The 25,240-nt window shown below is 53.1% G+C and carries 23 protein-coding genes and 1 tRNA gene; 5 read left to right on the forward strand and 19 right to left on the reverse strand.

Annotation, left to right across the window (positions count from 1 at the left end; all coding sequences use genetic code 11):
* Nucleotides 1-70: 70 nt before the first annotated feature.
* Complete coding sequence (locus HNR64_RS05625) at nucleotides 71-694, reverse strand: glutathione S-transferase family protein (protein WP_204995564.1); 624 nt, start codon at nucleotides 692-694, stop codon at nucleotides 71-73.
* Between the two features lie 188 nt (nucleotides 695-882).
* Between HNR64_RS05625 and HNR64_RS05630 the strand changes: the two genes are divergently transcribed.
* Genes HNR64_RS05630 through HNR64_RS05640 form a run of 3 tightly spaced genes read left to right on the forward strand, consistent with a single transcriptional unit; the run spans nucleotide 883 to nucleotide 3,244 of the window.
* Nucleotides 883-1,206 (forward strand): PepSY domain-containing protein, encoded by a 324-nt coding sequence (locus HNR64_RS05630; protein ID WP_204995565.1) that lies wholly within the window; start codon nucleotides 883-885, stop codon nucleotides 1,204-1,206.
* A 5-nt stretch (nucleotides 1,207-1,211) separates the two neighbouring features.
* On the forward strand, nucleotides 1,212-1,898 hold the full coding sequence (locus HNR64_RS05635) for a response regulator transcription factor (RefSeq protein WP_204995566.1): 687 nt from the start codon (nucleotides 1,212-1,214) through the stop codon (nucleotides 1,896-1,898).
* Nucleotides 1,898-3,244, forward strand: a complete 1,347-nt coding sequence (locus HNR64_RS05640) for an ATP-binding protein (protein ID WP_204995567.1) — start codon at nucleotides 1,898-1,900, stop codon at nucleotides 3,242-3,244. Before HNR64_RS05635 ends, HNR64_RS05640 begins: the two co-directional genes overlap by 1 nt.
* Here HNR64_RS05640 and HNR64_RS05645 read toward each other — a convergent pair.
* From HNR64_RS05645 to adk, 15 genes are all read right to left on the reverse strand, one after another.
* Entirely contained in the window at nucleotides 3,234-4,937 is a 1,704-nt protein-coding gene (locus HNR64_RS05645) for a ShlB/FhaC/HecB family hemolysin secretion/activation protein (RefSeq protein WP_204995568.1), read from the reverse strand. The two genes, HNR64_RS05640 and HNR64_RS05645, sit on opposite strands and share 11 nt — an antisense overlap.
* A 16-nt stretch (nucleotides 4,938-4,953) precedes the next feature.
* Entirely contained in the window at nucleotides 4,954-5,868 is a 915-nt protein-coding gene (locus HNR64_RS05650; RefSeq protein ID WP_204995569.1) for an OmpA family protein, read from the reverse strand.
* Nucleotides 5,869-6,049: 181 nt separating this feature from the next.
* Nucleotides 6,050-6,883: a hypothetical protein gene (locus HNR64_RS05655; RefSeq protein ID WP_204995570.1), complete on the reverse strand. Its 834-nt coding sequence runs from the start codon at nucleotides 6,881-6,883 to the stop codon at nucleotides 6,050-6,052.
* 311 nt (nucleotides 6,884-7,194) lie between these two features.
* Nucleotides 7,195-7,271, reverse strand: a tRNA-Pro gene (locus tag HNR64_RS05660).
* Nucleotides 7,272-7,314: 43 nt separating this feature from the next.
* Nucleotides 7,315-7,671, reverse strand: coding sequence for a MerR family transcriptional regulator (locus HNR64_RS05665; protein ID WP_204995571.1), 357 nt, complete (start codon nucleotides 7,669-7,671; stop codon nucleotides 7,315-7,317).
* Entirely contained in the window at nucleotides 7,652-7,954 is a 303-nt protein-coding gene (gene ihfA / locus HNR64_RS05670) for an integration host factor subunit alpha (protein ID WP_022960519.1), read from the reverse strand. The genes HNR64_RS05665 and ihfA overlap by 20 nt, the downstream gene beginning before the upstream one ends.
* Nucleotides 7,955-7,959: 5 nt before the next feature.
* Nucleotides 7,960-10,326, reverse strand: coding sequence for a phenylalanine--tRNA ligase subunit beta (pheT, locus tag HNR64_RS05675; protein WP_204995572.1), 2,367 nt, complete (start codon nucleotides 10,324-10,326; stop codon nucleotides 7,960-7,962).
* A 51-nt stretch (nucleotides 10,327-10,377) separates the two neighbouring features.
* On the reverse strand, nucleotides 10,378-11,394 hold the full coding sequence (pheS, locus tag HNR64_RS05680) for a phenylalanine--tRNA ligase subunit alpha (protein WP_204995573.1): 1,017 nt from the start codon (nucleotides 11,392-11,394) through the stop codon (nucleotides 10,378-10,380).
* Nucleotides 11,395-11,523: 129 nt separating this feature from the next.
* Nucleotides 11,524-11,880 carry a 50S ribosomal protein L20 gene (gene rplT, locus HNR64_RS05685; protein WP_027872679.1) on the reverse strand — a complete coding sequence of 119 codons (357 nt, stop codon included), beginning with the start codon at nucleotides 11,878-11,880 and terminating at the stop codon, nucleotides 11,524-11,526.
* A 32-nt stretch (nucleotides 11,881-11,912) separates the two neighbouring features.
* A complete protein-coding gene (gene rpmI / locus HNR64_RS05690; protein WP_022960515.1) occupies nucleotides 11,913-12,107 on the reverse strand; it encodes a 50S ribosomal protein L35 in 195 nt (64 codons plus the stop codon).
* A 48-nt stretch (nucleotides 12,108-12,155) separates the two neighbouring features.
* Entirely contained in the window at nucleotides 12,156-12,710 is a 555-nt protein-coding gene (gene infC, locus HNR64_RS05695) for a translation initiation factor IF-3 (protein ID WP_204995738.1), read from the reverse strand.
* Complete coding sequence (thrS, locus tag HNR64_RS05700; RefSeq protein ID WP_204995574.1) at nucleotides 12,698-14,623, reverse strand: threonine--tRNA ligase; 1,926 nt, start codon at nucleotides 14,621-14,623, stop codon at nucleotides 12,698-12,700. The genes infC and thrS overlap by 13 nt, the downstream gene beginning before the upstream one ends.
* 184 nt (nucleotides 14,624-14,807) lie before the next feature.
* A complete protein-coding gene (locus tag HNR64_RS05705; protein ID WP_204995575.1) occupies nucleotides 14,808-15,629 on the reverse strand; it encodes a hypothetical protein in 822 nt (273 codons plus the stop codon).
* 110 nt (nucleotides 15,630-15,739) lie between these two features.
* Entirely contained in the window at nucleotides 15,740-16,729 is a 990-nt protein-coding gene (hemH, locus tag HNR64_RS05710) for a ferrochelatase (RefSeq protein ID WP_204995576.1), read from the reverse strand.
* 125 nt (nucleotides 16,730-16,854) lie between these two features.
* Nucleotides 16,855-17,502 (reverse strand): adenylate kinase, encoded by a 648-nt coding sequence (gene adk, locus HNR64_RS05715; protein WP_204995577.1) that lies wholly within the window; start codon nucleotides 17,500-17,502, stop codon nucleotides 16,855-16,857.
* Between the two features lie 546 nt (nucleotides 17,503-18,048).
* Here adk and HNR64_RS05720 point away from each other — a divergent pair.
* The gene (locus tag HNR64_RS05720; RefSeq protein ID WP_204995578.1) at nucleotides 18,049-18,384 is read left to right on the forward strand and encodes a type 1 pili tip component; all 336 of its coding nucleotides are present in this window, start codon (nucleotides 18,049-18,051) and stop codon (nucleotides 18,382-18,384) included.
* 11 nt (nucleotides 18,385-18,395) lie between these two features.
* Here HNR64_RS05720 and mazG read toward each other — a convergent pair whose 3' ends face one another.
* From mazG to cysM, 3 genes are read right to left on the reverse strand one after another with little or no spacing between them, the layout of a single operon-like run.
* Complete coding sequence (gene mazG, locus HNR64_RS05725; protein WP_204995579.1) at nucleotides 18,396-19,208, reverse strand: nucleoside triphosphate pyrophosphohydrolase; 813 nt, start codon at nucleotides 19,206-19,208, stop codon at nucleotides 18,396-18,398.
* Entirely contained in the window at nucleotides 19,208-21,442 is a 2,235-nt protein-coding gene (gene relA / locus HNR64_RS05730; protein WP_204995580.1) for a GTP diphosphokinase, read from the reverse strand. The genes mazG and relA overlap by 1 nt, the downstream gene beginning before the upstream one ends.
* Nucleotides 21,443-21,497: 55 nt before the next feature.
* Nucleotides 21,498-22,385: a cysteine synthase CysM gene (gene cysM / locus HNR64_RS05735; RefSeq protein ID WP_204995581.1), complete on the reverse strand. Its 888-nt coding sequence runs from the start codon at nucleotides 22,383-22,385 to the stop codon at nucleotides 21,498-21,500.
* 155 nt (nucleotides 22,386-22,540) lie between these two features.
* Here cysM and HNR64_RS05740 point away from each other — a divergent pair, with 155 nt between their 5' ends.
* Nucleotides 22,541-25,228 carry an ATP-binding protein gene (locus tag HNR64_RS05740; RefSeq protein WP_204995582.1) on the forward strand — a complete coding sequence of 896 codons (2,688 nt, stop codon included), beginning with the start codon at nucleotides 22,541-22,543 and terminating at the stop codon, nucleotides 25,226-25,228.
* Nucleotides 25,229-25,240 lie beyond the last annotated feature (12 nt).

Consider the following 25,240-nt stretch of genomic DNA (forward strand, 5'->3'; position numbering starts at 1 on the left):
TAAGTGCAGCGAGGTGTGGACCGGCTGGAGGCCTTTGGGCCTAGATCAGCCGACTGATTGTTGTGCTAACTTACTCACCGAAGTGCTGCTTCATGGTATCGAACCACGCCCGCAGTACCGGACAATCTTCAGGAATATCGCGTTTTACCCAGTTGCAGAATCCGAGTACGGCATAGAGGTCGATATCCGCTTGGCTTAAGGACTCTCCCACCAAATACTGGCGATTCTGCAGTTCTTTTTCCATTGTTTGATAAAAAGCGGTAATTCTAAGGTTGCCTCTTTCTTCCAGTTCAGCGATCTGCGGCACGGCTACCGGCCCGGGCAACGCACGGTCTTTAAACGCGGGATTAGTGTTGCGCAGCACCTCTGCAACAGCCGCCAAGCCATCAACATAGAGACGCTGACACCAAGCGACAATTTTTGCACGCTCTAACGCATTCGCACCGAACACACTCTTTTCGGGAAACTGGTCGTCGATATAGAGCGAAATGGCAATGGCATCACACAGGGTATCGCCATTATCGAGTTGCAGAGCTGGCACCGTGCACAGCGGGTTAATTTTGCTGTATTCACCGCTCATCTGCTCGCCTTTCATCAGGTCGACCTGTTCAGAATCAATGTCGATGCCCTTATGTTTTAACATCAGGCTCACCCGCCTGGGGTTTGGCGCGGGATCAAAGGTATAAAGTTTCACACTATTCTCCTTATTGGTTGACGCTGAACAAAGCGGTTCAGCGAAAGTTAAGCCTAGTCCCCCCAAACTGCAAGTGTCTGACAGGACTACCGAACAAAGACACTGAACAAATTGAGTTGACTACGGTAACCTATGCATACTGAGTCAGCCCCCGAACGGCCACGCTAACCCGCTAAGCCAGTGACATTATGAATTTTCGACATAGTTTTAAAACCCTTGCCGCAATCGTTTTCGGCATGCTTATTTCAATAAACAGCTACAGTAGCGGTTTGCTGGAAAAAGGCATTAATAACGGCCGAGGGGCACTAGGTGTTTCGCCACGCAACGCCTTGGACCCGCGACGAAATCAGCCACTGATTAGCGCGAGTGAGGCGATCTCAATTGCTGAACGGCGCTACGGCGGCCGCGCCGTCGGCGCTAAAAAAATTCAAACCGTTAACGGCAGTGCCTACCGCGTGCGCATATTGCAAAAAAATGGCAAGGTCAAAAACGTCATCATCGATCAAAGGTAGCTCAGGTGCGTGTATTAATCGTTGAAGACGAGTCTCTGTTGCAAGCCCAGCTTGTCGAGCAATTCACGGCAGCGGGCTTTGCCTGCGACGCCTGCAGTGACGGAGAAGAAGCCCTGTTCCTAGGAAGGGAGCACCCCTACGACCTTGCCATCGTTGATATAGGCCTACCCAAGTTAGACGGCATTAGCGTCGTCGGGCACTGGCGTGAAGATGCCAGAGACTTTCCTGTACTCATTTTAACAGCGAGAGACAGCTGGCAAGACAAAGTAAAGGGCCTAGAATCCGGCGCAGATGACTACGTTGCCAAGCCTTTTCAGATCGAGGAGGTATTGGCGCGCGCAAATGCCTTGATTCGGCGCTCAGCCGGGTTTGCCAGCCCGCGCATTAGTTTTGGTGCACTACAAATTGATACCGCTGCCAAATCGGCGACCGTCGCCGGACGTAAACTAGAGCTCACCACCTTTGAGTACAATGCGCTGGAATACCTGGCAATGCGCAGCGGGCAAGTCGTCTCTAAAACGGAGCTCACAGAGCACCTGTATGATCAAGACTTTGATCGCGACAGCAACGTTATAGAGGTCTTTATCGCCAGACTGCGAAAGAAAATTGACCCAACCGGCGAGCTCAAGCCCATCAGCACGCTTCGTGGCCGCGGTTATCGCTTCGAACTGGGAGAGGACTCGCAACAATAATGGCGACGCGCCGCTCCTCAATTAGCCGTCGGCTCATCATCTCGATGATCATTGCTATGCCCCTGCTACTGGGTTTGACCGCCGCTGCTATTGACCGCGCTTATCTGAGTAGTTTGCTGAAAGCCGAGGAAAACCGACTCCAAGCCCAATTCTTTTCTCTATTGGGAGCCGTTGAGTGGAATGAAGAAGATGGCTTTCGCACTGATGATCGGCTCAAGGAGCCTGATTTCTGGCAATTTCGCTCCGGGCTTTACGCGGACATACAATCTCCCGACGGTAAGCAGCTGTGGCGATCGCTAAGCGCCGATACCTTGTCGCTACCCAACAACTTCGAAATATCACGGCCTGGCGAAGCCCTTACCGGCGAAACGCTCATCGACCAAAAACCCTTCCTCTATTACCGCTACCGCGCCCTGTGGGAAACAGAGGAAAATGAGGATCTGGCGATTGTTTTTTCTCTGTACTCGGAAAAAACAAATCTCATTCGAGAGCAGCGGCAATTCCGCCGGCAGATGGCGATATGGATGACCATCGTTGCTTTTCTTTCTGTGCTGTTGATATCCGTCATCCAATACTGGGGCTTAAAACCATTACGCAGACTGGCGAAAGAACTGCGTTTACTGGAGAAAGGCCAGGCCGAGCGGCTCGGCGATAACTACCCCAGTGAACTGGCCGCTATCACCAGCAACCTCAATCAACTGATCGAAAAAGAGCGCCGGCAGCGCGAGCGCTATCGCAATACCCTGGGGGACCTCGCGCACAGTTTGAAAACCCCACTTGCGGTACTAAAAAGTGGCCAGCTAGACGACACTCAGCGTAACGAACAAATCGAGAGAATGGATAATATTGTTCGCTACCAGCTGCGCAGGGCCGTCAGTAGCGGCCAGCAGCAACTGCACACCAAAACGCAGATTAAACCCTTAGTGGATAGGCTTATTCACACCCTGCAAAAGGTTTACCACACCAAGTCATTTACTGCCGAGGTCGCGCTCAACGACCAAACAACCGCGCCCGTAGACGAGCAGGATTTAATGGAATTACTTGGCAATCTGCTCGATAACGCCTGTAAGGCCTGTCATGCACGGGTATGTGTTTATGCCGAGCTGATGGTAAACGGCGCTGTCGCACTGTTTATTGAAAATGACGGCAAGGGCCTAGAACAAGAAGACATCGATAGTATGATGATTCGCGGCAAACGCGGTGATCAATATGGTGACGGCCAGGGCCTGGGGCTGGCCATAGTGCGAGACATTGCCGACAGCTGTGGCATCGAGCTACGTTTTGCCGCGCGCGAGCAAGGCGGCAGTGTTGTCACCCTGCTCTTCCCGTCACCGTCTAATAGCTGACTTTAAGCCGCCAGAAGAAGTCGACCTCGGCAGCATCGAGTAAGCTCTGATTGATATTTTCATCATCGATCGGGTGGGCCACCACAAACTCGCTGCTCAAATAGTCCTTATAGCTAGCTTTTAAGGCGAAGCCTGCGTCGCTAATCATTCTTGTGTCACCGGCATCACCGCGTGCATCTTCGTACCAGACCCAACCTTGCTCGATGAACACAGACGGCTTTATTTCCAAGCCCATGAAAGGCAGTGGGTTAGATTCAAAGCTCAACTTCGCATAGTGGCCCGAATCACCAACCAGCACCCCTGGAAGGTAGGCCGCTAAACCGTTGCTACCTCCCAAATAGTATTGCTGCTGTAGCGGTAATTGGCTGCCATCGGAGTACTGGCCTGTGAAACTCGCCGTTAGATTCGCCCAATCAACCACGGCGGATTGCAGCGAGAAACGGGGCTTAAAGATAGTAAACTCACTTGTTCTTCTGCCGATGAACACCACGCCTTGACGGTCGTCTGTGGCGAAGGTGCCGCTGTCTGACTTCAAGCCGAAATCGATGAATGCCTGCGCTGTTAACCGGCTAGGAAAGCCTGCTAAACGCAATAAGCGGTTAAACTTAAGCCCCAACTCAAGGTTGGTTTGGGGCTCGTCCAACAGTGCCCCACCGCCGCGCAGATCAATAGTGGAATCGATGTATTCCACGCGTTCGGTGAGCGTCAAGCGGTAAAGGCTATCGCTCATCAAAACCTGCTCGCCGGTAAGCGCTGCGGATTGCGTGCGATGCTCTAAGTACACCTCTTCAGACGTTGTTGTGGTGCCGCCACCGCCAATGTTTATCGACGTGCCTGTACCACCGAGTAGCGCGCACAACAGCGCAATGTCACACGTACCCAGACTGAGCAAAGGGTCATTTGCGGTAGTCACCAAGGCGTCAGCAAAGCGCGCATACTCGACATGGCGCGCTTCGATGCCATAAAGCCCCCATTGGCTCGGGTAGTTCAGCCGAAACGTATAGCCATCGTAGTAATCACCACCATTGACCTCTCCGAGCTCCGTAAGTGCTAGGTCGTACACAAACTGTAAATGGAGGCCATTGGTGAAATCATGTTTAGCCGAGACACCACCGAAATAGCGCCCTAAAAAACGATTGCCATAATTGTTAGCGGAAAGGCTTAACACCGTCGCATCATGGTCAGCTTTTTCACGCTCGCTGAATACCATGGTTAAGGCATTGGGGTCCCCGGAGACCTGATAGCTTATGCCATAGTCGAGACCTGCGCGGTCACTTTTTAAATTCGCTAACACGCGCTTTGTATCGAATTCACTGCGAAGAAGGTCGCTATCGCCAATCAAGGATGAAAAATGCTCTTTGATCCCCTCCGGCGCTTTTATATCGGCCAACGTGCCGTTGATAACATGGACAAAAATTGTCTCGTCGCGCTGGGCGAAATAGATCGTCGTTAACAGGTGTCCCAGGTGATGGTATGACTGGTTTAGCGCATTGACCGCCTGAGCCGGCGTTTTCGCCGCCGCCATCAGCATATCCAATTGCTCTTTGCTAAGGTGACGATTCCCAGTTATCCGCAGCGTATAGCCCGCCACCTCTGCCTCGTACACCGCGTCTTCACGTGCAGAACTGTACTGCACGATCCGCTCAGCAGTAGACGCTTGGGGAGGAATGACTGGGGGTAAATCAATTGCCATACAAAGTCCTTAACCTTTAGCGAGCATCAGATTCGACGCTGTTCTTTGCCGCTCGCATCTCGACACGTCTATTCTCTGCGCGAGCCTGGGCCAAGTCACGTCCGCTCAAACCCTCAACACTTACCTTTGGCTGTCTTTCACCGAAGCCAACTGCCTGCAAACGCTGCACCTCAACACCCTCGGCAGCGAGAAAACGTACCACGGCCTGAGCACGCTCTAAAGACAGGCGCATATTATAATCATCATCACCGAGGTCGTCGGTGTGGCCGACAACCTCAATTTCAATTTTCTTAAAGCGCTGTGAATTCAGGATATTGGCGGCCTGCCTGAGGGTAGCCGCAGAAGAAGCGTCGAGCAAAGCGGTATCACTGGCAAAGCTCACCCCGACGAGACGCAGCGTACGCCCGGCTTCGAAATGGCAACCCGAGGGCAATACAATCGCCTCAGCAGGCGAGTTTGGGCAGAGATCTACTTCGTCACATACACTGTCGCGATCCGCATCACGGCACTGCGCCGCAGCAGCGGACCGCGCTAAGGGCTTTTTTGCGCGATTACCATCAACCCTCGCCCCCTCGTCACTCGCTTGCGTGTCGTCGGAAAGCTCTATGGTAAGCACTTCAGGAATAATGTCGCCGTCTCCGGCTGTGTCTTGCAGGAATTCAATAACCGAGCTCTCACCGCCCAAATTATCGAGTAAGGGTGCTAAAGCGTTCCCCCCTCCCTCAACTTCAAGAGGAGACGCTGGCGCTCCTAGCAAAAGGATGTCTTGCCCGGCGATTCCGGCCCCTAACACCGCATCGTCGCTCAAAACATCTAGCGACAACACCGAAATATCATCTTCACCGCTACCGGCTCCTGGCACGGTAACATCCACCCCGATACCCAGTACATCGACCGAAATCAACTGTGCCTGCGCAATCGGCGCTGCCATGAGCAAGCCGATAAGGAAGGATTGTATAAATGCCCGAAAATTCAAGTGTCGATGCCTATCTGCCGGAACATGACCCAAATTTATATTATGCGTTATTGTGATATAGCTAGCTGAAACTTGAAAGTAAAAAAGCCGGCTCCCTAAGGAAACCGGCTCTACTATATCAGGTCAACACGCCTCGTTAAGGTGTTGGCAATTCAAATACCGGTTCTTGGCCGTCAAACCCGAATGAAAAGCTGAAAGCCGCTGACTCGAAAGAAAACGCTAGTGAAAGTGGCAATGCACTGGGCTCAGAGTCGCTATCACCGCCCTCAGATGGCGCGGGAATAGGCAGTACATCTAATACTGGCTGAAGAGGGTTATCACTTTCACCGCCCTCACCGCCAGCTGCGGCGCTCTCAAATTGATCAACAAGGGGCTGCAGCGGGTTGTCGCCCTCTCCACCACCCTGAAGCTGATCAAGCAGAGGCTGAAGCGGGTTGTCACCACCGTCACTGCCGCCCTCCGGCGCAAACCCCATCAAGTTCTCTTGCAGATGTGCAAACAGCACTTCCAGTGTCGGTGGAATGGCTTCCACACTCGCTTGAACGGCGGTTGGGTCGGTTGCCAGGGTATCGACGACATCAGTCACTGCGTCTACGGTTCCGTCCTCGCCCGCCAAGTCATTGGCCAAGTCGTCAACCGTCTTCGTCAGCTGCAATGCGTATGGCGCAAGAGGGTTTTCACCACCGCCCTGAAGCTGGTCCAAAATGGGCTGCAAGGGGTTGTCACCGCCACTACCGCCGCCCTGCAATTGATCCAGGATCGGCTGCAGAGGATTATCGCCACCACCATCGAGCGCTGAGAGCTGAGAATCGATTTCGTTTAACGGCGCGATGATTGCGTCGAGCGGCGTTCCCGCCAAGCCTTCAGCAAGCGGTTCGATAATTGGCGCCAAAGGGCCGGCACTTGAGAGTGATGATGCAGCCGTGATGGCTGCCGCTAATGACAATTGTTTCATTGATAAAGTTTTCACAGCATGTCCTCCAGACATTTTTTGTTTTTCCGCGAACAGAATCTACGTTCTGCTTTATTTGTGTTATAGGCGGATAATACGCGTTTATACCTATTGATTATAGTGATTCAAATCACAAAAGCCTGCGTTATGTGAAAAGCGGCTGACTGGAGGTGGCAACTTGCTTGAATGGCGTATTGAATCAGTCAGTTACTGACCGAGTATATGCAGGATAAGGGGCGTCGTTAGAACAGCATGCTATGCAGCAAGCCGGATTAAATAAAATAACAGTCTAAAAATGAAAAAGGGCCGCTAAAGCGGCCCTTTAAATATGGTCGGAACGGCAGGATTCGAACCTGCGACCCCCACACCCCCAGTGTGGTGCGCTACCAGACTGCGCTACGCCCCGAAATGAGGGGCAGAATCATACCCCAACTAAACAGCACTGTGAACTATCTTTTTAGATCTTTTAACAAATCTTCCAGTTCACCGATTAACTGTTTAATCAATAACTTGGACTGGGCGGAATCGCCTTTAGCCTCTTCCCCCGACATGCGCTGCCGTGCACCACCAATGGTATAGCCTTGTTCATATAACAGGCTGCGGATTTGACGAATCATCAGCACGTCTTGGTGCTGATAATAGCGGCGGTTACCCCTGCGCTTAACGGGTGCCAGCTGAGGAAACTCCTGCTCCCAGTATCTCAGCACATGCGGTTTGACGCAGCAGAGCTCGCTGACTTCACCTATCGTAAAGTAGCGTTTTCCCGGGATCGGTGGCAGCTCGTCGTTATGACTTGGTTCCAGCATAGTCCTCTACCCTGGATTTCAACTTTTGGCCTGGCCTGAAGGTCACCACTCGCCGAGCAGAAATGGGAATTTCTTCACCGGTTTTGGGATTGCGCCCAGGCCGCTGGCTCTTATCACGCAGATCAAAATTGCCAAAGCCGGAAATTTTGACCTGTTCATTATTCTCTAAACAGTGGCGAATCTGCTCAAAAAACAGCTCGACAAGCTCTTTCGCCTCACGCTTGTTCAGACCGAGCTCTTCATAGAGGCGCTCCGCCATTTCTGCCTTGGTGAGGGACGTCATCACATTCAGTTCCTTAAACTGGCCCCGAAGCGATCCTGCAACGCCTGCACTACCGCCTCTACAGATAGGGTAACTTCTTCCTCATTAAGAGTGCGGGATGAATGTCGGTACGTCAAGCCCAGGCCCAGGCTTTTCCTTTCTGGATCAATACCTTTACCCTGATAAATATCAAAGAGCTTCAAGTTAACCAGCAACTCCCCGGCCGCGCTCTGCACACAATCCAGAACGGATTGCGCGGTCACATCGCTAGGCAAAATAACCGCTAAGTCACGGCGGAGCTCGGGATAGCGCGAAACAGGTTTAAACGCAGGCACACCTACTTCGAGCAGTGCATCGAGGTCTATTTCGAAGAAATACACGGCCGATGGCAAATCCAAGTCACTCTGTAGCGAGGGGTGAAGCGCACCAATGCGTCCAACGCAGTGCTCTCCTTGATAGACATTTGCTGTTTGCCCAGGGTGCAGCGCCTTGTGCTGCGCCGCCTCAAATCGCAAAGGTGTCGCGGCAGGGGTAATCAGCGCTTCTAAATCGCCCTTTAGATCGAAGAAATCCAGCAATTCGCCACCTGAACTCCAATTTTCCGGATCTCGTCGCCCAGACAACAGCGCACCCAGTGTGGGAATCTGCGCCAAGCCCTCAGCGGATGGCACAAAACGCTGCCCAATTTCAAAGAATCGCAAGCGCGCCTGCTGACGCTTGCTATTGTATTCCGCGGTCTTCAAGAGGCCTGGCAGAAGGGAGTCACGCATCTGCGCCATATCGGCACTAATGGGATTCAATAAGGTCACGCAATCTTCGCGCTCTGAGAGTTTCGCGTTGAGCACAGGGTCGACAAAACTGTAGCTAATGGCCTCCTGGTAACCACGGGATACCAAGTGCTGCCGTAAATCCATGACAGCTCGCTGCCCTTCCGGGCGAGACTTTATAGCCAGCTCCGAGCGAATGGGTTTAACCGGCAGGCGATTATAGCCATATACCCGGGCGAGCTCTTCGAGCAAGTCCACTTCGATGGCAATATCAAAACGCCAACTCGGCGGGGTTACCATCCAGCCACTGTCCTGACGCTCTACCTGCATACCTAAGCCTGTCAGGATTTGCTCGACTTCTTTAGCCAGCAACGGCATCCCCAGCATTTTCTCGATTCGCGCCTCACGCAAGATTACAGGGCTGCGGCTTGGTAAAGCATCGCTGCTCGCCTCGGTCAAAGGCCCTGCTTTGCCACCGCATATTTGCAATATTAATTCGGTGGCGCGCTCAATTGCTCGTTCTGCTAGGGCGAAGTCCACACCACGCTCAAATCTATGCGACGCGTCAGTGTGCAAACCATAAGAGCGCGCCTTGCCGGCAAGCTTCTCTGGGGTGAAAAATGCAGACTCCAAGAATAAGTCTTGAGTCGCGGCAGATACCGCACTGCTCTGCCCGCCCATAATGCCGGCGAGCGCCAACGGTTTCTCATCATCGGCTATTAACAGGCTGTCGTCACGAAGCTCCAAAGTTTGCCCGTCAAGCAACTCAAGGCTCTCGCCTGGCGTTGCCGTGCGCACGCTAACGGCGCCGCTTATAGCCGATAAGTCAAAGGCATGCATGGGCTGACCGAGCTCAAGCATAACCAAGTTGGTGACATCCACCACAGGGTCAATGCTACGCGAACCACAGCGGCGCAATTTTTCTTGCAGCCACAAAGGGCTTTCTGCCCCCATATTCACACCGCGCACCACGCGGCCCACATAGCGCGCGCAGTGATCCGGTGCCGCAATCTTTACGGTTAGCTGATCGTCGATGGAAGCTTCTACCGCGGCCTGCGCTGGCTCAGCAAAGGCCATATTGTTGAGAACGGCCGCCTCGCGGGCGACCCCGCGAATACTGAGGCAATCCGCGCGATTTGGGGTCAAACCCAGCTCGATAAGCTTATCGTCAAGCCCTAGGTAACTACGAATATCTTCACCCAACGGCGCATCGCTGGGCAATTCGAACAGGCCATCAGAGTGCTCCGCCATTCCTAGCTCTTGCTCGGCACACAACATACCAAAGGACTCTACGCCGCGCAGCTTGGCTTTCTTTATTTTGAAATTACCGGGCAGGACCGCCCCTACCATGGCCATGGGCACTTTGATTCCTTCCCGAGCATTGGCGGCGCCGCACACAATTTGGAAACTTTCCTGGCCATTACTCACTTGGCAAACTTGCAGCTTGTCGGCGTCAGGGTGGCGCTCTGCAGCAGTAATCTCAGCAACAACCACACCGCTAAAATCACCCGCGACAGGCTCAATGGCATCGACTTCCAAACCGGCCATCGTCAATTGTGCAGACAGATCGTCACTGTCCACACCGGGGTTTACCCACTCTCGCAACCACTGTTCACTAAATTTCATGCTCTATCCGTATCCGACTGTTAACGTTGCCTAGCTAGTAGCTCGATGCATTTACTGGAATTGCTCGAGGAATTGCAGATCATTTTCGAAAAATAATCGCAGGTCATTGACGCCGTAACGCAGCATGGCCAGGCGCTCCACACCAATACCAAACGCAAAGCCGCTGTATTTTTCAGGATCGATATCAGAGTATTCGAAGACCTTTGGGTGCACCATTCCGCAACCGAGAATTTCGATCCAGCCGGTATGGCTACATACGCGACAACCCTCACCCCCACACATTACGCACTGAATGTCGACTTCTGCCGACGGCTCTGTGAAGGGGAAATATGATGGCCGAAACCGTACGGCGAGGTCTTTTTCGAAAAAGGCGCGCAAAAACGATTCCAGCATGCCTTTCAGGTCGGCAAAACTGGACTCCTGATCAACGAGCAAGCCTTCAACCTGATGAAACATCGGCGTGTGCGTCAAGTCGGAATCACAACGGTACACGCGCCCCGGACAGATCAGCTTTAGCGGCGGCTCACTGGACTCCATCACCCTCACCTGCACGGGCGAGGTATGGGTACGCAGTACCGTACTGACATCAACGTAGAACGTGTCGTGCATCGCCCTCGCCGGGTGGTGGGCAGGGATATTTAAGGCTTCGAAGTTGTGGTAGTCATCTTCGATTTCAGGCCCTTCAGCGATATCAAAACCAATACCTTCAAAAAATTGGCTGATGCGCTCTATGGTCTTCGTTACCGGGTGCAGGCCACCCAGCTGCTGACCGCGGCCAGGCAGGGTCACGTCGATAGTTTCGGCCGCCAATTTTTCTGCGACAGCAGCCTCTTCCATCTTAGCCTTTCGCTCGCCAATTTGCTGCGCAAGTGCCTGCTTAACCCTATTGATCTCGGCACCCGCTGCCGGGCGCTCCTCGGCCGATAATTTGCCCAAACCTTTGAGCAACGCGGTGATATGCCCCTTCTTTCCTAGGTAATCAACACGCAATTGCTCAAGGGCACGCCCATCATCTGCCGCAGCGATTTTCTCTGCGGCCTCGGCGGCCAAGGCTTCAAGATTCTCCATTCCCCACTCCTGACTCAGGTACTCGGCTGGTAACTGCCGGGCGCAAGCGCCCGAAAAAAAAATAGGGAAAGAGCGAAGCTCTTCCCCTATCCAATAGTTATATCTACAACCGCTGGGCGGTGGCAGGCATCAGGCCAGAGCTGCTTTCGCGCGTTCTACCACGGCAGCAAAGGCTTCTTTGTCGTGCACGGCTAAGTCAGCCAACACGCGACGGTCCAGTGCGATCTCTGCCTTTTTCAAGCCAGCAATCAAACGGCTGTAATTCAAGCCATTGGCACGAGATGCGGCATTAATGCGGGTGATCCACAGCGCACGAAAAGTACGTTTCTTAACGCGGCGATCGCGGTAAGCGTATTGACCGGCTTTGATTACCGCCTGCTTAGCTACACGATAGATGCGCGAACGCGCTCCGTAGTAACCCTTGGCTTGCTTCAAAATCTTTTTATGACGACGGTGTGCTGTCACACCACGTTTTACGCGGGGCATAGTCTATTCCTTATCTGTTGAGATGACGGTAATCAAATGGCGCGAAGCATGCGGTCGACCAGAACTTTGTCCGACTTGTGGACAGCACTGGTGCCACGCAGCTGACGCTTACGCTTGGTGGTCATCTTGGTAAGGATGTGACTCTTGTGGGCGCTTTTACGCTTATAACCGCTACCGGTTTTTTTAAAGCGTTTTGCCGCTCCGCTGTGTACTTTAACTTTTGGCATCGTTAGATACTCCGCATTGCATCAATCAATTAAGCAGGCCCTGAGAGCTCACTGCTTTTTCTTTTTCGGGGCAATCACCATCGTCAGCTGACGACCTTCCATTTTTGGATACTGTTCTACAGCGCCGTATTCAGCGAGGTCTGCTTCCACTCGCTGCAACAACTGCATACCCAGTTCCTGGTGGGCCATCTCACGACCGCGGTAACGGAGAGTTACCTTGGCTTTATCCCCATGCTCAAGGAAACGTACCAGGTTGCGCAGTTTTACCTGGTAATCCCCTTCATCCGTCCCAGGTCGGAATTTAATTTCCTTAACCTGAGTACGAACCTGGTTTTTTCGGGCCGCAGCTTGTTGCTTCTTGGCCTCGAAAACATGTTTTCCATAATCCATTATCTTGCAGACCACCGGATCCGAGTCCGCAATCTGCACTAAGTCTAGGCTGGCTTCCTGGGCGGCAGTTAGCGCCTCCGCTAGCGGGACAATGCCCACCTGGTTACCTTCAGCATCAATCAACCTGACTTGACTGGCTTCAATATCTTGATTTATCAGTGCGCGTTTACCGCGCCCTTTTGCGTTATCGCGTTTAATTGCTAGCTCTCCGATATTGCACGGCTGCGGGCAGCCACGCCTTCGGCAAGGATGCTCGCTAACTCATCAAGTGAGATCGAGCCCAGATCCTTACCACCTCTTGCGCGCACTGCTACAGTCCGACTTTCCACCTCTTTATCCCCAACTACCAGGATATAAGGCACCTTCTGAATTGTGTGCTCGCGGATTTTAAAGCCGATCTTCTCATTTCTCAAGTCCGAGTCGACCCTAAACCCACGATCTTGCAGGAATTCTTTCACTTCTGACACATATTCACCCTGTGCATCGGTGATATTGCAGACCACCGCCTGCACCGGCGCAAGCCAAAGCGGGAATGCGCCCTCGTAATGCTCGATCAAAATACCGATAAAGCGCTCGAAAGACCCCAATATTGCCCGGTGCAGCATTACCGGCGTCTTGCGCTGGCCGCTCTCGTCCACATATTGCGCGCCCAGGCGGCCCGGCATTGAGAAATCAACCTGAATCGTCCCCAACTGCCAAACGCGGCCAATACAGTCCTTGAGGGAAAATTCAATTTTCGGCCCGTAGAAAGCGCCCTCTCCTGGCAGCTCTTCCCAGGGCAAAGACTTGCTATCCAAGGCTAGTGCCAGCGCCTCTTCGGCCCGATCCCAATCCTCGTCGCTACCAACCCGCTGCGCAGGGCGCGTTGACAGGCGATAGATAACGTCACTGAAACCAAAATCGGCGTAGACGTCGTGCAAAAAGTCGATAAATTGTGCCACTTCCTGCTGAATCGACTCCTCCGCGCAAAAAATGTGCGCATCGTCCTGGGTAAAACCACGCACCCGCATAATTCCGTGCAGGGACCCTGAGGGCTCGTTGCGATGACACGAACCAAACTCTGCCAACCTCAGGGGCAGATCCCGATAGCTGCGCAGTCCCTGGTTAAATACCTGCACGTGACAAGGGCAGTTCATTGGCTTCACAGCCACTTCACGCTCATCAGCCTGCAGGCGGAACATGCCATCGCTAAACTTGTCGGCGTGTCCCGACTTCTCCCACAGCGAAATATCAACCAGCTGAGGAGTTTTAATCTCTTGGTAACCATGCTTGCGCTGCTGGTCTCGCATATATTGCTCAACAGCCTGATATATGCCCCAGCCCTTGGGGTGCCAAAACACCATTCCTGGCGCCTCTTCCTGCATGTGAAATAGGTCGAGTTTTTTAGCAACCTTGCGGTGATCTCGCTTTTCCGCCTCAGCAATCCGGTTCAAATAGGACTTAAGGGCCTTCTTATTCGCCCAGGCAGTGCCATAAATACGCTGCAACATGGCGTTATTCTGATCGCCTCGCCAATAGGCACCGGCCACCTTGGTGAGTTTAAAGGCTTTCAAACGGCCAGTACTGGGAACATGGGGCCCCCGGCACAAATCCATCCACTCACCCTGCTTGTAAACTGAGATCTCCTCTCCCTCAGGCAGGTCGTGGATAATTTCAACTTTATACTCTTCGCCCATATCGGCGAACGTTTTAGCCGCCTCTTCACGCGACATTACCAATCGCTCGACAGCTAAATCCTGCCCGGCGATGGCCTCCATTCGTGCCTCGATTTTCTGCAGGTCATCAGGTGTAAAAGCACGCTCAAAGGCAAAATCGTAGTAGAAGCCATCTTCCACTGTTGGGCCAATCGTTACCTGCGCGCCCGGGAACTCCTCCTGAACAGCCATCGCCAGCAAATGCGCCGTAGAGTGACGAATAATATCCAGGCCCTCTTCGTCGCGATCGGTGATAATCGCCAGGTTGGCATCTTGCTCGATAAGGTAGTGAGTATCGACGAGCTCACCGTCCACCCGCCCAGCAAGAGCCGCCTTGGCAAGGCCTGGACCAATGTCGGCCGCTACACCCTCAACGGTAATCGGCGTGTCGAATTCACGGGTACTATTATCGGGGAGAGTAATAACAGGCATGACTGTTCCTTATCCAGTGGTGGCCGCTACGATAGGCCACATGTAAAACGCTATTGCGCAAAAATTGGGGCGGCTATTATGAACACCGATCCCAGGCTCTGCAAGGCTTAAGCCGCAAACAAAAAACCGCGCCGTAGCGCGGTTTATCTACTGACTCTGGAGGGGTATCCAGAGGCGCTAATACTCAGCTACTGGCCTTGTCTGGCGTGGCAGCCGCTTTCTTTGCCGGTGCCTTTTTCGGCGCTGACTTCTTAGCAACTACTTTCTTCTTCGCAACCTTCTTAGCCGCCGCTTTTTTAGGGGCACCTTTCTTCGCGGCGGTTTTGCGAGCTGCTGACTTTTTAGCGGTAGCTTTTTTAACCGCCGCCTTTTTAGATGACGCCTTTTTCTTGGCGGTTGGCGCCGCTGCAGGCTTGGATGCGGTCTTTGCCAATGCCGCTTTGGCAGGCTCTGACAACTTGGCTGTCAGTTGTTTGACCGCCATCTTGTGCTTGCTGACAAGTTTGCGCTCAATAGTAGCGAGCTTCGCTTTGTCCTCTGCGTTGCGCTTTTTGATAAACCGCTGCTCGAACTGTTTAACTGCTTTGGCTAAATCAGCGTCTGCCTTACTCGCCAGCGCTTCGGATCGCTCTTGAATTTTTTGGCGAACCGCAGCCTCCGAGGCAGAGATTTTTGCAATGACTTTTGCATCAGCTAATGCCGACTTACTGCTGGCAACCTTCGCACGTACTGTTCGCAATTTTTGGTTTGCCTTACTTGCTGCAGCCGACGCACGCTTGGCAGCATTTTTATCTACCGCCTTGGCCGTTTTCTTTGCCTTCGCCTTAGCAGAATCTAGCTTCGCTTTCGCTGCTGCTACCGCCTTGCGTTCTTTAGCTAACATCGCCTCAACTTTCTTCAAACCTTCCTCGGCTTTTTTAACGACGGCATTTCCGGGGGAAGCGGCTTTTTTAGGCGATGTTTTCTTCTTTGCTGCAGTGGCAACTTTGCGCTTTGCTCTTGGCATTTTATTCTCCTTGGCGAACAGCGTTATGCTATTTGTTTAAAAAATAGCATACATAGTAAGCAGCGCAAAATTTTCGCAAAAAAATCAAACGCTTTGTCTAACTTAACGACTTACTTTTTCAGAGACTGAGAAACAAATGGACGACACAATTCCAGCATCAAATCTTGATGGGCATCGCTATCATTCAAACACGGGATGTAATTAAAGCCTTCCCCACCGTGCTCCATGAAAATCTCTTTTGCTTCGCCATCTATCTCCTCCAGTGTTTCAAGACATTCAACAGCAAACGCTGGACACATTACGTCCAGGCTTTTAACCCCTTCTGCCGGCAACGCTTCTACAGTTTTGTCGGTATAGGGGGTTAACCACTCAGCCTTACCAAGCCGAGATTGAAATGTTCTCAGCCACTGGGTGTCATCCAGTTCAAGGTACTTGGCCACGGCCTCTGCGGTTTCATTGCAATGCTCTTCGTAGGGGTCGCCCAAATCCACATTTCGCTTCGGAATTCCGTGAAACGACATGAGTAAGCGCTCTGCCCGGCCGTTCTTCTGCCAGTGTGCTTTAACACTTTCCCCAAGGGCCGCCACATAGGCCTCATGGTTGTGGTAATTGCGCAGCCATGACCACTGAGGTATGTCCCGCATGCGAGCAAAGCAGCGATATACGGCATCCATCGCGGCCGCCGTGGTAGTCGCTGAATACTGTGGGTACAACGGCACAAAAAAGATGTTTTCGACACCGGCGTCGCAGAGCTCATGTATTTGAGACTCCACACTGGGCTGCCCGTACGTCATGGCAAGCCGCACCGTGATATCCGCATCCGGGTACTCCTGAGAGAGTTTACTGGCAACCCCCTCAACTAAACTTTCTGAAAAATGCCTGAGCGGAGAGGTGTCGCCAAACCATATTTGTCGGTAGGCCTTTGCCACACGAGGTGAACGAAAAGGGAGAATAATAAGATAGAGTATCGCCAACCAAATAAGCCTGGGAACCTCGACCACGCGTCGGTCTGACAGAAACTCCCGCAAGAACCGCCGCACCCCAGAGGTATTGGGAGTATCTGGCGTACCCAAATTGATAAAGACTACCGCTGTTTTCATTTTTCACTTTCCAAGGCGTGCGAGATGCATCTTACGCGATTGAACAAACATTCGGTTTATAGCAAAAAAGAAAAACGGCGCCTAAAGGCGCCGCAAATCGCAAAACCAGACTGCCACAACAGCGCCTAATCTTGAAGCGCCTCGAGCACGCGCCGGGTAATTTCGTCCACGGTGCCCACGCCGTCAATGCGCGAATAGCTCGGCGCATTCTCTCCGTCCAGATCGCTGTAGAAGGCGACCAAGGGCTTGGTCTGCTCATGGTAGACGTTCAGACGGTTGCGAACAGTCGCTTCCTGGTCATCTTCACGCTGAATCAAAGGCTCGCCGGTAAGGTCATCTTTGCCTTCTTCTTTAGGTGGGTTATAGACCACATGGTAGGTACGACCCGATGCCTCGTGAGTTCGGCGGCCACTCATGCGAGTCACAATTTCTTCATCAGCGACAGCGATCTCCAGCACGTGATCGATATCAACGCCGGCCTCTTGCAGCGCCTCAGCTTGAGGAATCGTTCTGGGAAAGCCGTCAAACAGGAATCCGTTAACACAGTCTGACTGAGCAATACGCTCCTTAACCAAGGCGATAATGATGTCGTCGGACACCAGACCACCCGTCGTCATAATATCTTTCACCTTCAGGCCCAGCTCACTACCCGCCTTTACCGCCGCACGTAACATGTCGCCTGTGGAGATCTGAGGAATACCAAACTTCTCAGTGATGAACTGGGCTTGCGTCCCCTTACCGGCCCCTGGAGGCCCCAACAAAATAACGCGCATGCGTAACAACTCCCAAAGGATTAAAAAAAGCTCTACGGCCAGTAACGGCGCCAACTAATGCGATTGGAATGGCTGGAACATACCTTGCAGCAAAAGCTCTGAATGGCTTTTCTACCAACGTCTGCAAACTGATTAGTCGGTCTCGACGGCTGAGGCGTCGAACTGGTCGCTTTTCAAAGCCGACAACGATACACAGCTAAAGGCCGACACACAAGCCTACTAAGGTCGAAGACCGCCCTGTTACTACACGACAGCCCCACCCTTAGGTAACCGTCGATCTCTGAGCGGCAAGCTAGCGCCTCACTCATTGAATTGCACCTGTGGCAGGCAAAATGGCATCAGCCATTGCGGCTGTGGCTAAAAATCCACCACTCGTCGCCATTCGTCGCGCATTTGAAATAAGCAAACGCCTCTTCTCATTCCTGTATTGGCGAATTTATAGCTGCAACAGGCGTGACGCAATTAGTGTGAACAGGCCCTAGGCAAGTCCCCAAGCTACGTACTAGTATCAGAGTGTGAATACTCTGCGATGACAGGAACTGGCAAATGAAAGTACGGGATTTGTTATCACTCTGGGAACAAACCGCCAGCAGCGGCTTAACCGAGGATTGCTACAAAATACGGCTGCCACTGGAGGACGCCGCCAAGCTGAAAGCGCTGGCAGAGCTCTATCCCAGGCGCCACGTTGAAGAGCTAATCACCGACCTGCTTAGCGCGTCATTGAACGAACTCGAAAGCGCCATGCCCTATGTCCGCGGCAAAAAAGTTGTTACCACCGATGAACTCGGCGACCCCATCTATGAGGACGTTGGCCCTACGCCTCGCTACTTAAGCCTGACTGAAAAGCACATGTCAGCCCTGAGAAACCGCAACAAGCACTGACCACAAGTGGGCTACAGGCCCGCTTGTTTCGCATCTTGCCAATACTGCTCCAGTACGGCTCTCGGTGTCGCGGCAGTGCCTTCCTGCCCCCCGGCCTGTTGTTCTACATAGCGAAAGCGTCGCTCGAATTTCTGGCCCGCCGCTCGCAGTGCACCCTCGGCGTCGTGCTTAAGATGGCGACTCAGGTTCACCACAGAGAAGAAAACATCGCCGAGCTCATCGGCTATTTCCTCTCTTTGGCCGCCGTCTATCGCTTCTTTGAGCTCGGCCAGCTCATCTTCCAAGGCAGCCAATACACCTGCCACATCGTCCCAATCAAAGCCAAGACGACTCGCCCGCTTTTGCAGTTTTTCTGCACGATTAGTCGCTGGCAGCGCTAATGGAATATCATCTAGGGCACTCAACTGGGCCTTTCCCCGGCGCTCCTCTGCCTTGATTTCCTCCCAGCGCTGCTTGATTGCGGGTTCATCAGGCGGCGCTTCTCCACGCCGACTTTCCAAGGTTCCATCGGGAAAAACATGGGGATGACGGCGCAGAAGTTTGCGAGTGATGTCATCGACAACGTCGTTAAAGGTAAAGTCGCCCTGCTCCTGCGCCAGCTGGCTGTAAAAAATTAACTGGAACAATACGTCGCCCATTTCCTGGCGAATCTGATCCGGGTCAGCGCTCTCGATCGCATCGACGAGCTCATAGACCTCTTCGAGTGTATGAGGGACGATGCTTTTAAAGTCCTGCTTTTGATCCCAGGGACAACCATCTTGAGGGTCGCGCAAACGCGACATCAGTTCGCGCAAGTCATCGATGCTATATTGCTTTGCCACCATCATCCTTCCTTAACACGTTTCACCGCTACGACATTCGGCAAGCCATTTAGGCGGCTCAACAGGCCCGACAAAGCGCCGACATCACTAATTTCCAGGCGAATACGCATCGTGGCCATGTGGCTATTCGTGTCGGTAACCGTATTCAGGGAGATTACATTCACCTTTTCTGTGGCCAACTGCAGGGTGATATCGCGAAGCAGGCCTTGTCGGTCGAAAGCCTGCAATTCGATATCAACAGGATAAGTATCGGTTTGCTCAACTTCCCAGTCGACGGCAATAATTCGGTGCGGCTCCACGCTCTGAAGTTGCAGAAGCTTACTGCAATCTTGGCGGTGAACGCTCACGCCACGCCCCACGGTGATGTATCCCGTAATAGCCTCCCCAGGCAGAGGTTTACAGCACCTGGCGAAGTGCGTTAACAAGTTGCCAACGCCGCTGATCCGCACCTTACTGCTATCTTTGGAGGTTTTGCTCGGCGCCTTCAGGCGTGGCAGCACTTCTTCAGCCGCATTTTCATCTTGCCCGATCAGCTGGTTCGCCAGACGAACAATTTGTAGCATGCTGATTTCGCCGACCCCCACCGCAGCGTACATATCCTCTACGCTGGCACAATGGGTTTGATCGGCGATGTACTTATAGTCAACGCTATTGAGCGCAAGGCGGCGAAATTCTTTTTCCAGCAACGCGCGACCGGCAGCAATATTGTCTTCCTTAGCCTGCTGTCGAAACCAATGTTGCACTTTAGTGCGAGCCCGGCTGGTTTTTAAATAGCCCAGGTTACTCTGCAGCCAATCGCGGCGAGGCTTGCTCTCTTTACCGGTGAGAATTTCAACGCGCTCGCCGGTATTCAGAGTGTATGTCAGCGGTACGATGCGGCCGTTCACTTTAGCGCCGCGGCAGCGATTACCCACCTCAGTATGGATGTGATACGCAAAATCCAATGGCGTCGCGCCGTTTTGCAAATTCACAACATGGCCATCTGGGGTAAACACGTAGACCCTGTCCTGGGCGCGGGTGAACTGCTCCGCGACGTCACTGCTGCTGCCACTTTCCTCATGCCAGTCCAATACCTGCCGCAGCCATGCAATTTTTTCGTCGTAGCTGTTATTACTCTTGGCGGTTTTGTCTGCCCCTTTGTACATCCAGTGAGAGCACACACCAAACTCTGCTTCCTCGTGCATGCTTCGGGTGCGAATTTGCACTTCCAGAACCTTGCCCTGGGGGCCTATCACCGCGGTATGGAGTGAGCGGTAGCCATTTTCTTTGGGGCTGGCGATGTAATCATCGAACTCGTTGGGAATATTTCGCCACAGGCCGTGGACCAGGCCAAGCACGGCATAGCAAGCTTTTACATCCGGCACTAGCACGCGCACTGCGCGAATATCGTAGACTTGGGAAAAACCAATCCCCTTGCGCTGCATTTTCCGCCAGATGCTGTAAATGTGCTTCGCTCTGCCGGCGATATCGGCGTCAATGCCATCGGCCTTGATCGCCGCGGTAAGCGTGTGAATGACCTCGTCGATATAGTGCTGGCGGTCTAGTCGCTTCTCATCCAACAGTTTGGCAATTTTTTTGTATGCCGATGGCTGCAAGTAGCGAAAGCTAAGATCCTCTAACTCCCACTTTATGTGGCCAATACCCAGGCGATGAGCCAGAGGCGCGTAGATGTCGAAAACTTCTCTCGCAACACGATAGCGCTTCTCTGGGCGGTTCTTCACCGCGCGAATCGCCGAGGTTCTCTCTGCCAACTTAATCAGTGCAACGCGAACATCGTCGACCAACGCCACCAACATTTTCCGAATGGTTTCGCTTTGTGCCTCGGACTGCCCCAGCACCGGAACATCCAACTCTGCGTTAACTTTGGAAATGGCCGCCATTCCCAACACGCCATCGACCAACTTCGCCACAGAGCCGCCAAATTGCTGCTCCAGGTCACTCAGCGATAACCTCACTTCTCGAACTGCGCGAAACAAGGTCGCGGCAACCAGGCTGTCTTGGTCCAAATGCAGGTCGGCAAGAATTTCCACCATTTCCAGGGCGGTGAAAAAGCTATCCCCACTGACATCGGGCGCTGTGCCCGCACTGCCGCTGGCGCACTGTTCGGCGAGCTCAAAGGCACGGAGCAACTCACTGCGCTCTACGACGCTGTCATCTATCGACAGGCGCTCCATCCAGCGCGGGATATCAACACGCCCGTCGGCTAACTGTGGGTAATCCTCTCGGACCTTTACCATGGTATTAACTCAATCATTTTCCGACTGGTTTCAAACAAGGCGGCAATACCGCCGCCTAGAAAACGCCGGTGGACAAATAGCGGTCACCGCGGTCACAAATAATGGCAACAATTACGGCGTTTTCCACCTGTTCGCTAAGACGAAGCGCTCCGGCGACTGCACCGCCGGAGGACACACCACAAAATATCCCTTCCTGCTCAGCAAGTGCTCGCATGGTTTTTTCAGCCAGTTGCTGATCAATATCCATCACCTGATCGACCCTTGGGGCCTGATATATTTTTGGCAGGTAAGCCTCAGGCCAGCGACGAATACCGGGAATGCTAGAGCCATCTTCAGGCTGCAGTCCAACGATCTGTACACTGGGGTTTTGCTCCTTAAGGAACCGGGAGACGCCCATAATGGTACCGGTGGTTCCCATCGAGCTGACAAAGTGGGTAATACGTCCATCGGTCTGACGCCAGATCTCAGGGCCAGTTCCCTCATAGTGAGCCAGGGGGTTATCGGGGTTTGCAAATTGATCCAGTACCTTCCCCTCGCCTCTTGCCTGCATCGCCAGGGCCAAGTCTCGCGCCCCTTCCATTCCCTCTTCTTGACTCACCTCCACAAGGGTGGCGCCATAGGCAGACATTGCCAATTTGCGCTCACTGCTCATATGGCTTGGCATGATCAGCACCATCTTATAGCCGCGAATGGCAGCGGCCATCGCCAGCGCGATCCCCGTGTTACCGCTCGTCGCTTCAATAAGCGTGTCACCAGGTTGTATATCGCCCCGAGCCTCCGCGCGCGCTATCATACTCATAGCCGGACGGTCTTTAACGGAACCAGCGGGGTTATTTCCCTCTAGCTTCAGCAAAATCGTATTACTGCTGTCGCGATTAAGGCGTTGCAACCTCACTAAGGGTGTATTGCCAATACATTGCTCAATGGTAGGAAAATCTGTCATTGCAGTAGAGACCTCAAGCCGACTTCAGCAGCGCAGCAGGGGAAATCGTTGCCCCAGCTGCTATAGGCTTCAGTGATAAAGCGGCCACAGGATGGCAACCGCGTAAACTTTTGGCAGTGATAATACCACTGCCCTAGTCATAGGCTCCAGTTCACATGCGCAGGCGATACGGATTTAAACGGCTTATCTTGATCATGGGGCTACTGCCCGTACTTCTCATTTCGGTGGGTTTCAGTGCCTACCTGACTCAACAGCAACTGGCAGACAGCAGAGAGCTGCTTACTCAGCGTGCCAAATCCGCCGCCCAGCAGCTGAGTGTTGTCTCTAGCCATATGATGCAGGACCACCACGAAGATACGCTGGCCTATATTCTACATACGGCGCTTGAGGAGCCCGGTGTACGCGCGGTGAGTATCTACAATAGCGACCTCGAACTCATCTCGCACGCAGGCCCCGGAACGCCACCGCCCAATGTCGAGGGATTGAGCCGGTTTATGCCCTTTAAGGTCATGGATCAAGCCGATGATCTCCAAATTACGTGGGCGATTCATGCACCGCTATCTGCAGAGGGCCATCAGACCGATGCAGATGGCCACCTCGGCTGGGTGCAAATGAGCTATGGCTGGCACCAATACGAGCTAATGAAGTACCAGAGCTACCTCGCCGCGGCGATTTTTCTGGGCCTCAGCGTCCTCGTTTGTATCTTGTTTTTTAGTTATATCAATCACAACATCGGCCGCGACTTACAAATTCTGCGGATGGCAACTCACCGCCTCACCAGCGGCCAGAGAGACTTGCACATTCATGTTCCCGGTGGCGACGAATTCAGTGAGCTAGCCGAGGATCTCAATGAACTGAACGCGGCGCAGGTAAGGGAGCTAAAGGAGCTGCAACTCAACCTCGAACAATCCAACAGCGACTTACGTGAAACCTTAGAAACGCTTGAAATACAGAATATCGAGCTTGACCTAGCGAGGCGCGAAGCCGTCACTGCAAGCCGAGTTAAATCGGAATTTCTCGCCAACACCAGCCATGAAATTCGCACACCTCTGAACAGTATTCTGGGTTTCAGTAATATTCTTCTCAAGGCGGATATTCGCGGGCGACAGCGCGAAGCGGTAGAGACCATCCGCAACAGCGCCGTTAACCTGCTCACCATCATCAACGATATTCTCGACTTCTCCAAGCTTGAGGCTGGGAAGCTGGTGTTCGATAAAGCCCCAGTGCAACTCCGCGAACTTGCTGAAGATACCTTGATCATGCTCGCTCCCGGCGCAGCGGAGAAGCGTCTCGACCTTGCACTGTTTGTCGAGAAAGACACCCCTGAGGCAATCCTCAGCGACTCCCTCCGACTCCGGCAAATGCTGACGAACTTAGTTAGCAATGCGATTAAATTCACCCCAACCGGAACCGTTCGCGTCGATATCTCCTGTAGCGAGCGGGACGACGATTACGCAACACTGACCTTCAAGGTCACTGACAGCGGCATTGGTATGAGCGCAGAGCAGCGCAAGCATATCTTCCGAGACTTTGGCCAAGGCGATGCATCTGTCACTCGTCAATATGGCGGCACCGGGCTGGGACTGGTCATTGTTCAAGGCCTGGTTAAGGAGATGGGCGGCGAAATCGGCGTAGAAAGCGAGCTCGGACACGGCTCTACCTTTTGGTTTAGTCTGCGCTTGGCAATTGATCACAATGCGATGCAAATGCGTGACTTCCAATCCCTACAGGGTAGTACTGTTGCCTTGTATGACAGCAGCCCATTATACGGCCTCGCCATTTGCGACCTGCTCGAAGGCTGGGGCATGAACGTGCAGCTCTGCCAGGGAATTGATGATATTAATACCCAGGCAGACCACTGCATTCTGAGCTTGGATGCAGAGGAGAGCTGCCAACCGCTACCCACGATTCATCGCGACGGCGCCTGCGTGGTTTTGAGCTACCACAGCGAGGAACACCCACAAGACAATAATGTCTGGCTCAGCAAGCCGGTTTCTCATGTTCGTCTTTTTGACGCGCTGAATACGGGCCTGAGCGATGATAACCAACTCAACAACCGACATTTTCGCAATAGCCAAGTGCTCATCGTTGATGACAACCCGTCTAACCTGCTCATACTCTCCACCTTTCTGGAAGATGCCGGCATCAGCCCCGTCAGCGCTCAAAATGGCGTGGAAGCAGTCAGCCATTGCCAGGAGCAGTGTTTCGACTTGATATTTATCGACATCCAGATGCCACAGCTGGACGGCATTGCCGCAAGCCGCCAGATACGCCAGCGCGGAAAGAACCAACACACCCCAATTGTGGCGCTGTCGGCCTACCTCGCACCGGAAAACCCCTCACAGCTGCGCGATGCCGGCATCGATAAATACCTGAGCAAACCGGTAAATGAGCAGCAGCTCACCAATATTTTGCAACACTACCTGGCCCCTTCCTGTGACCTGCCGCCAACCGACGAACACGCGCCTGAGGCAGACACCGACGCCGAGGAGCAACCCAGGCCCGTGGACCTTAAACAGTGCCTATTACTGTCCAAACAGCGCCCTACGCTGGCAAAAAACATGCTCTCAATGCTGCTCGATGAACTGCCAGGTTTGCGTAGTCAGCTCACACAGGCCTTCGATAGCAAGGAGTGGGATACGCTGACCGAACTCAATCACGGTTTGAAAGGGAATTGTTGCTACACCGGCGTCCCACTTCTCAAGCAAGCCGTCTGTGAATTAGAGGCCGATTTATCTGCCCAGAAGCCACCTCAGCAACCGCTCTTCACCGCAGTGATTACGCGAATAGACGAATTGCTGGCATGGCGCGAAGAACACGAGCTGGATGCCCTATTCGACTAACAGCGCCGGCGA

Source organism: Spongiibacter marinus (genome assembly GCF_016906995.1).
GTDB classification, from domain to species: domain Bacteria; phylum Pseudomonadota; class Gammaproteobacteria; order Pseudomonadales; family Spongiibacteraceae; genus Spongiibacter; species Spongiibacter marinus.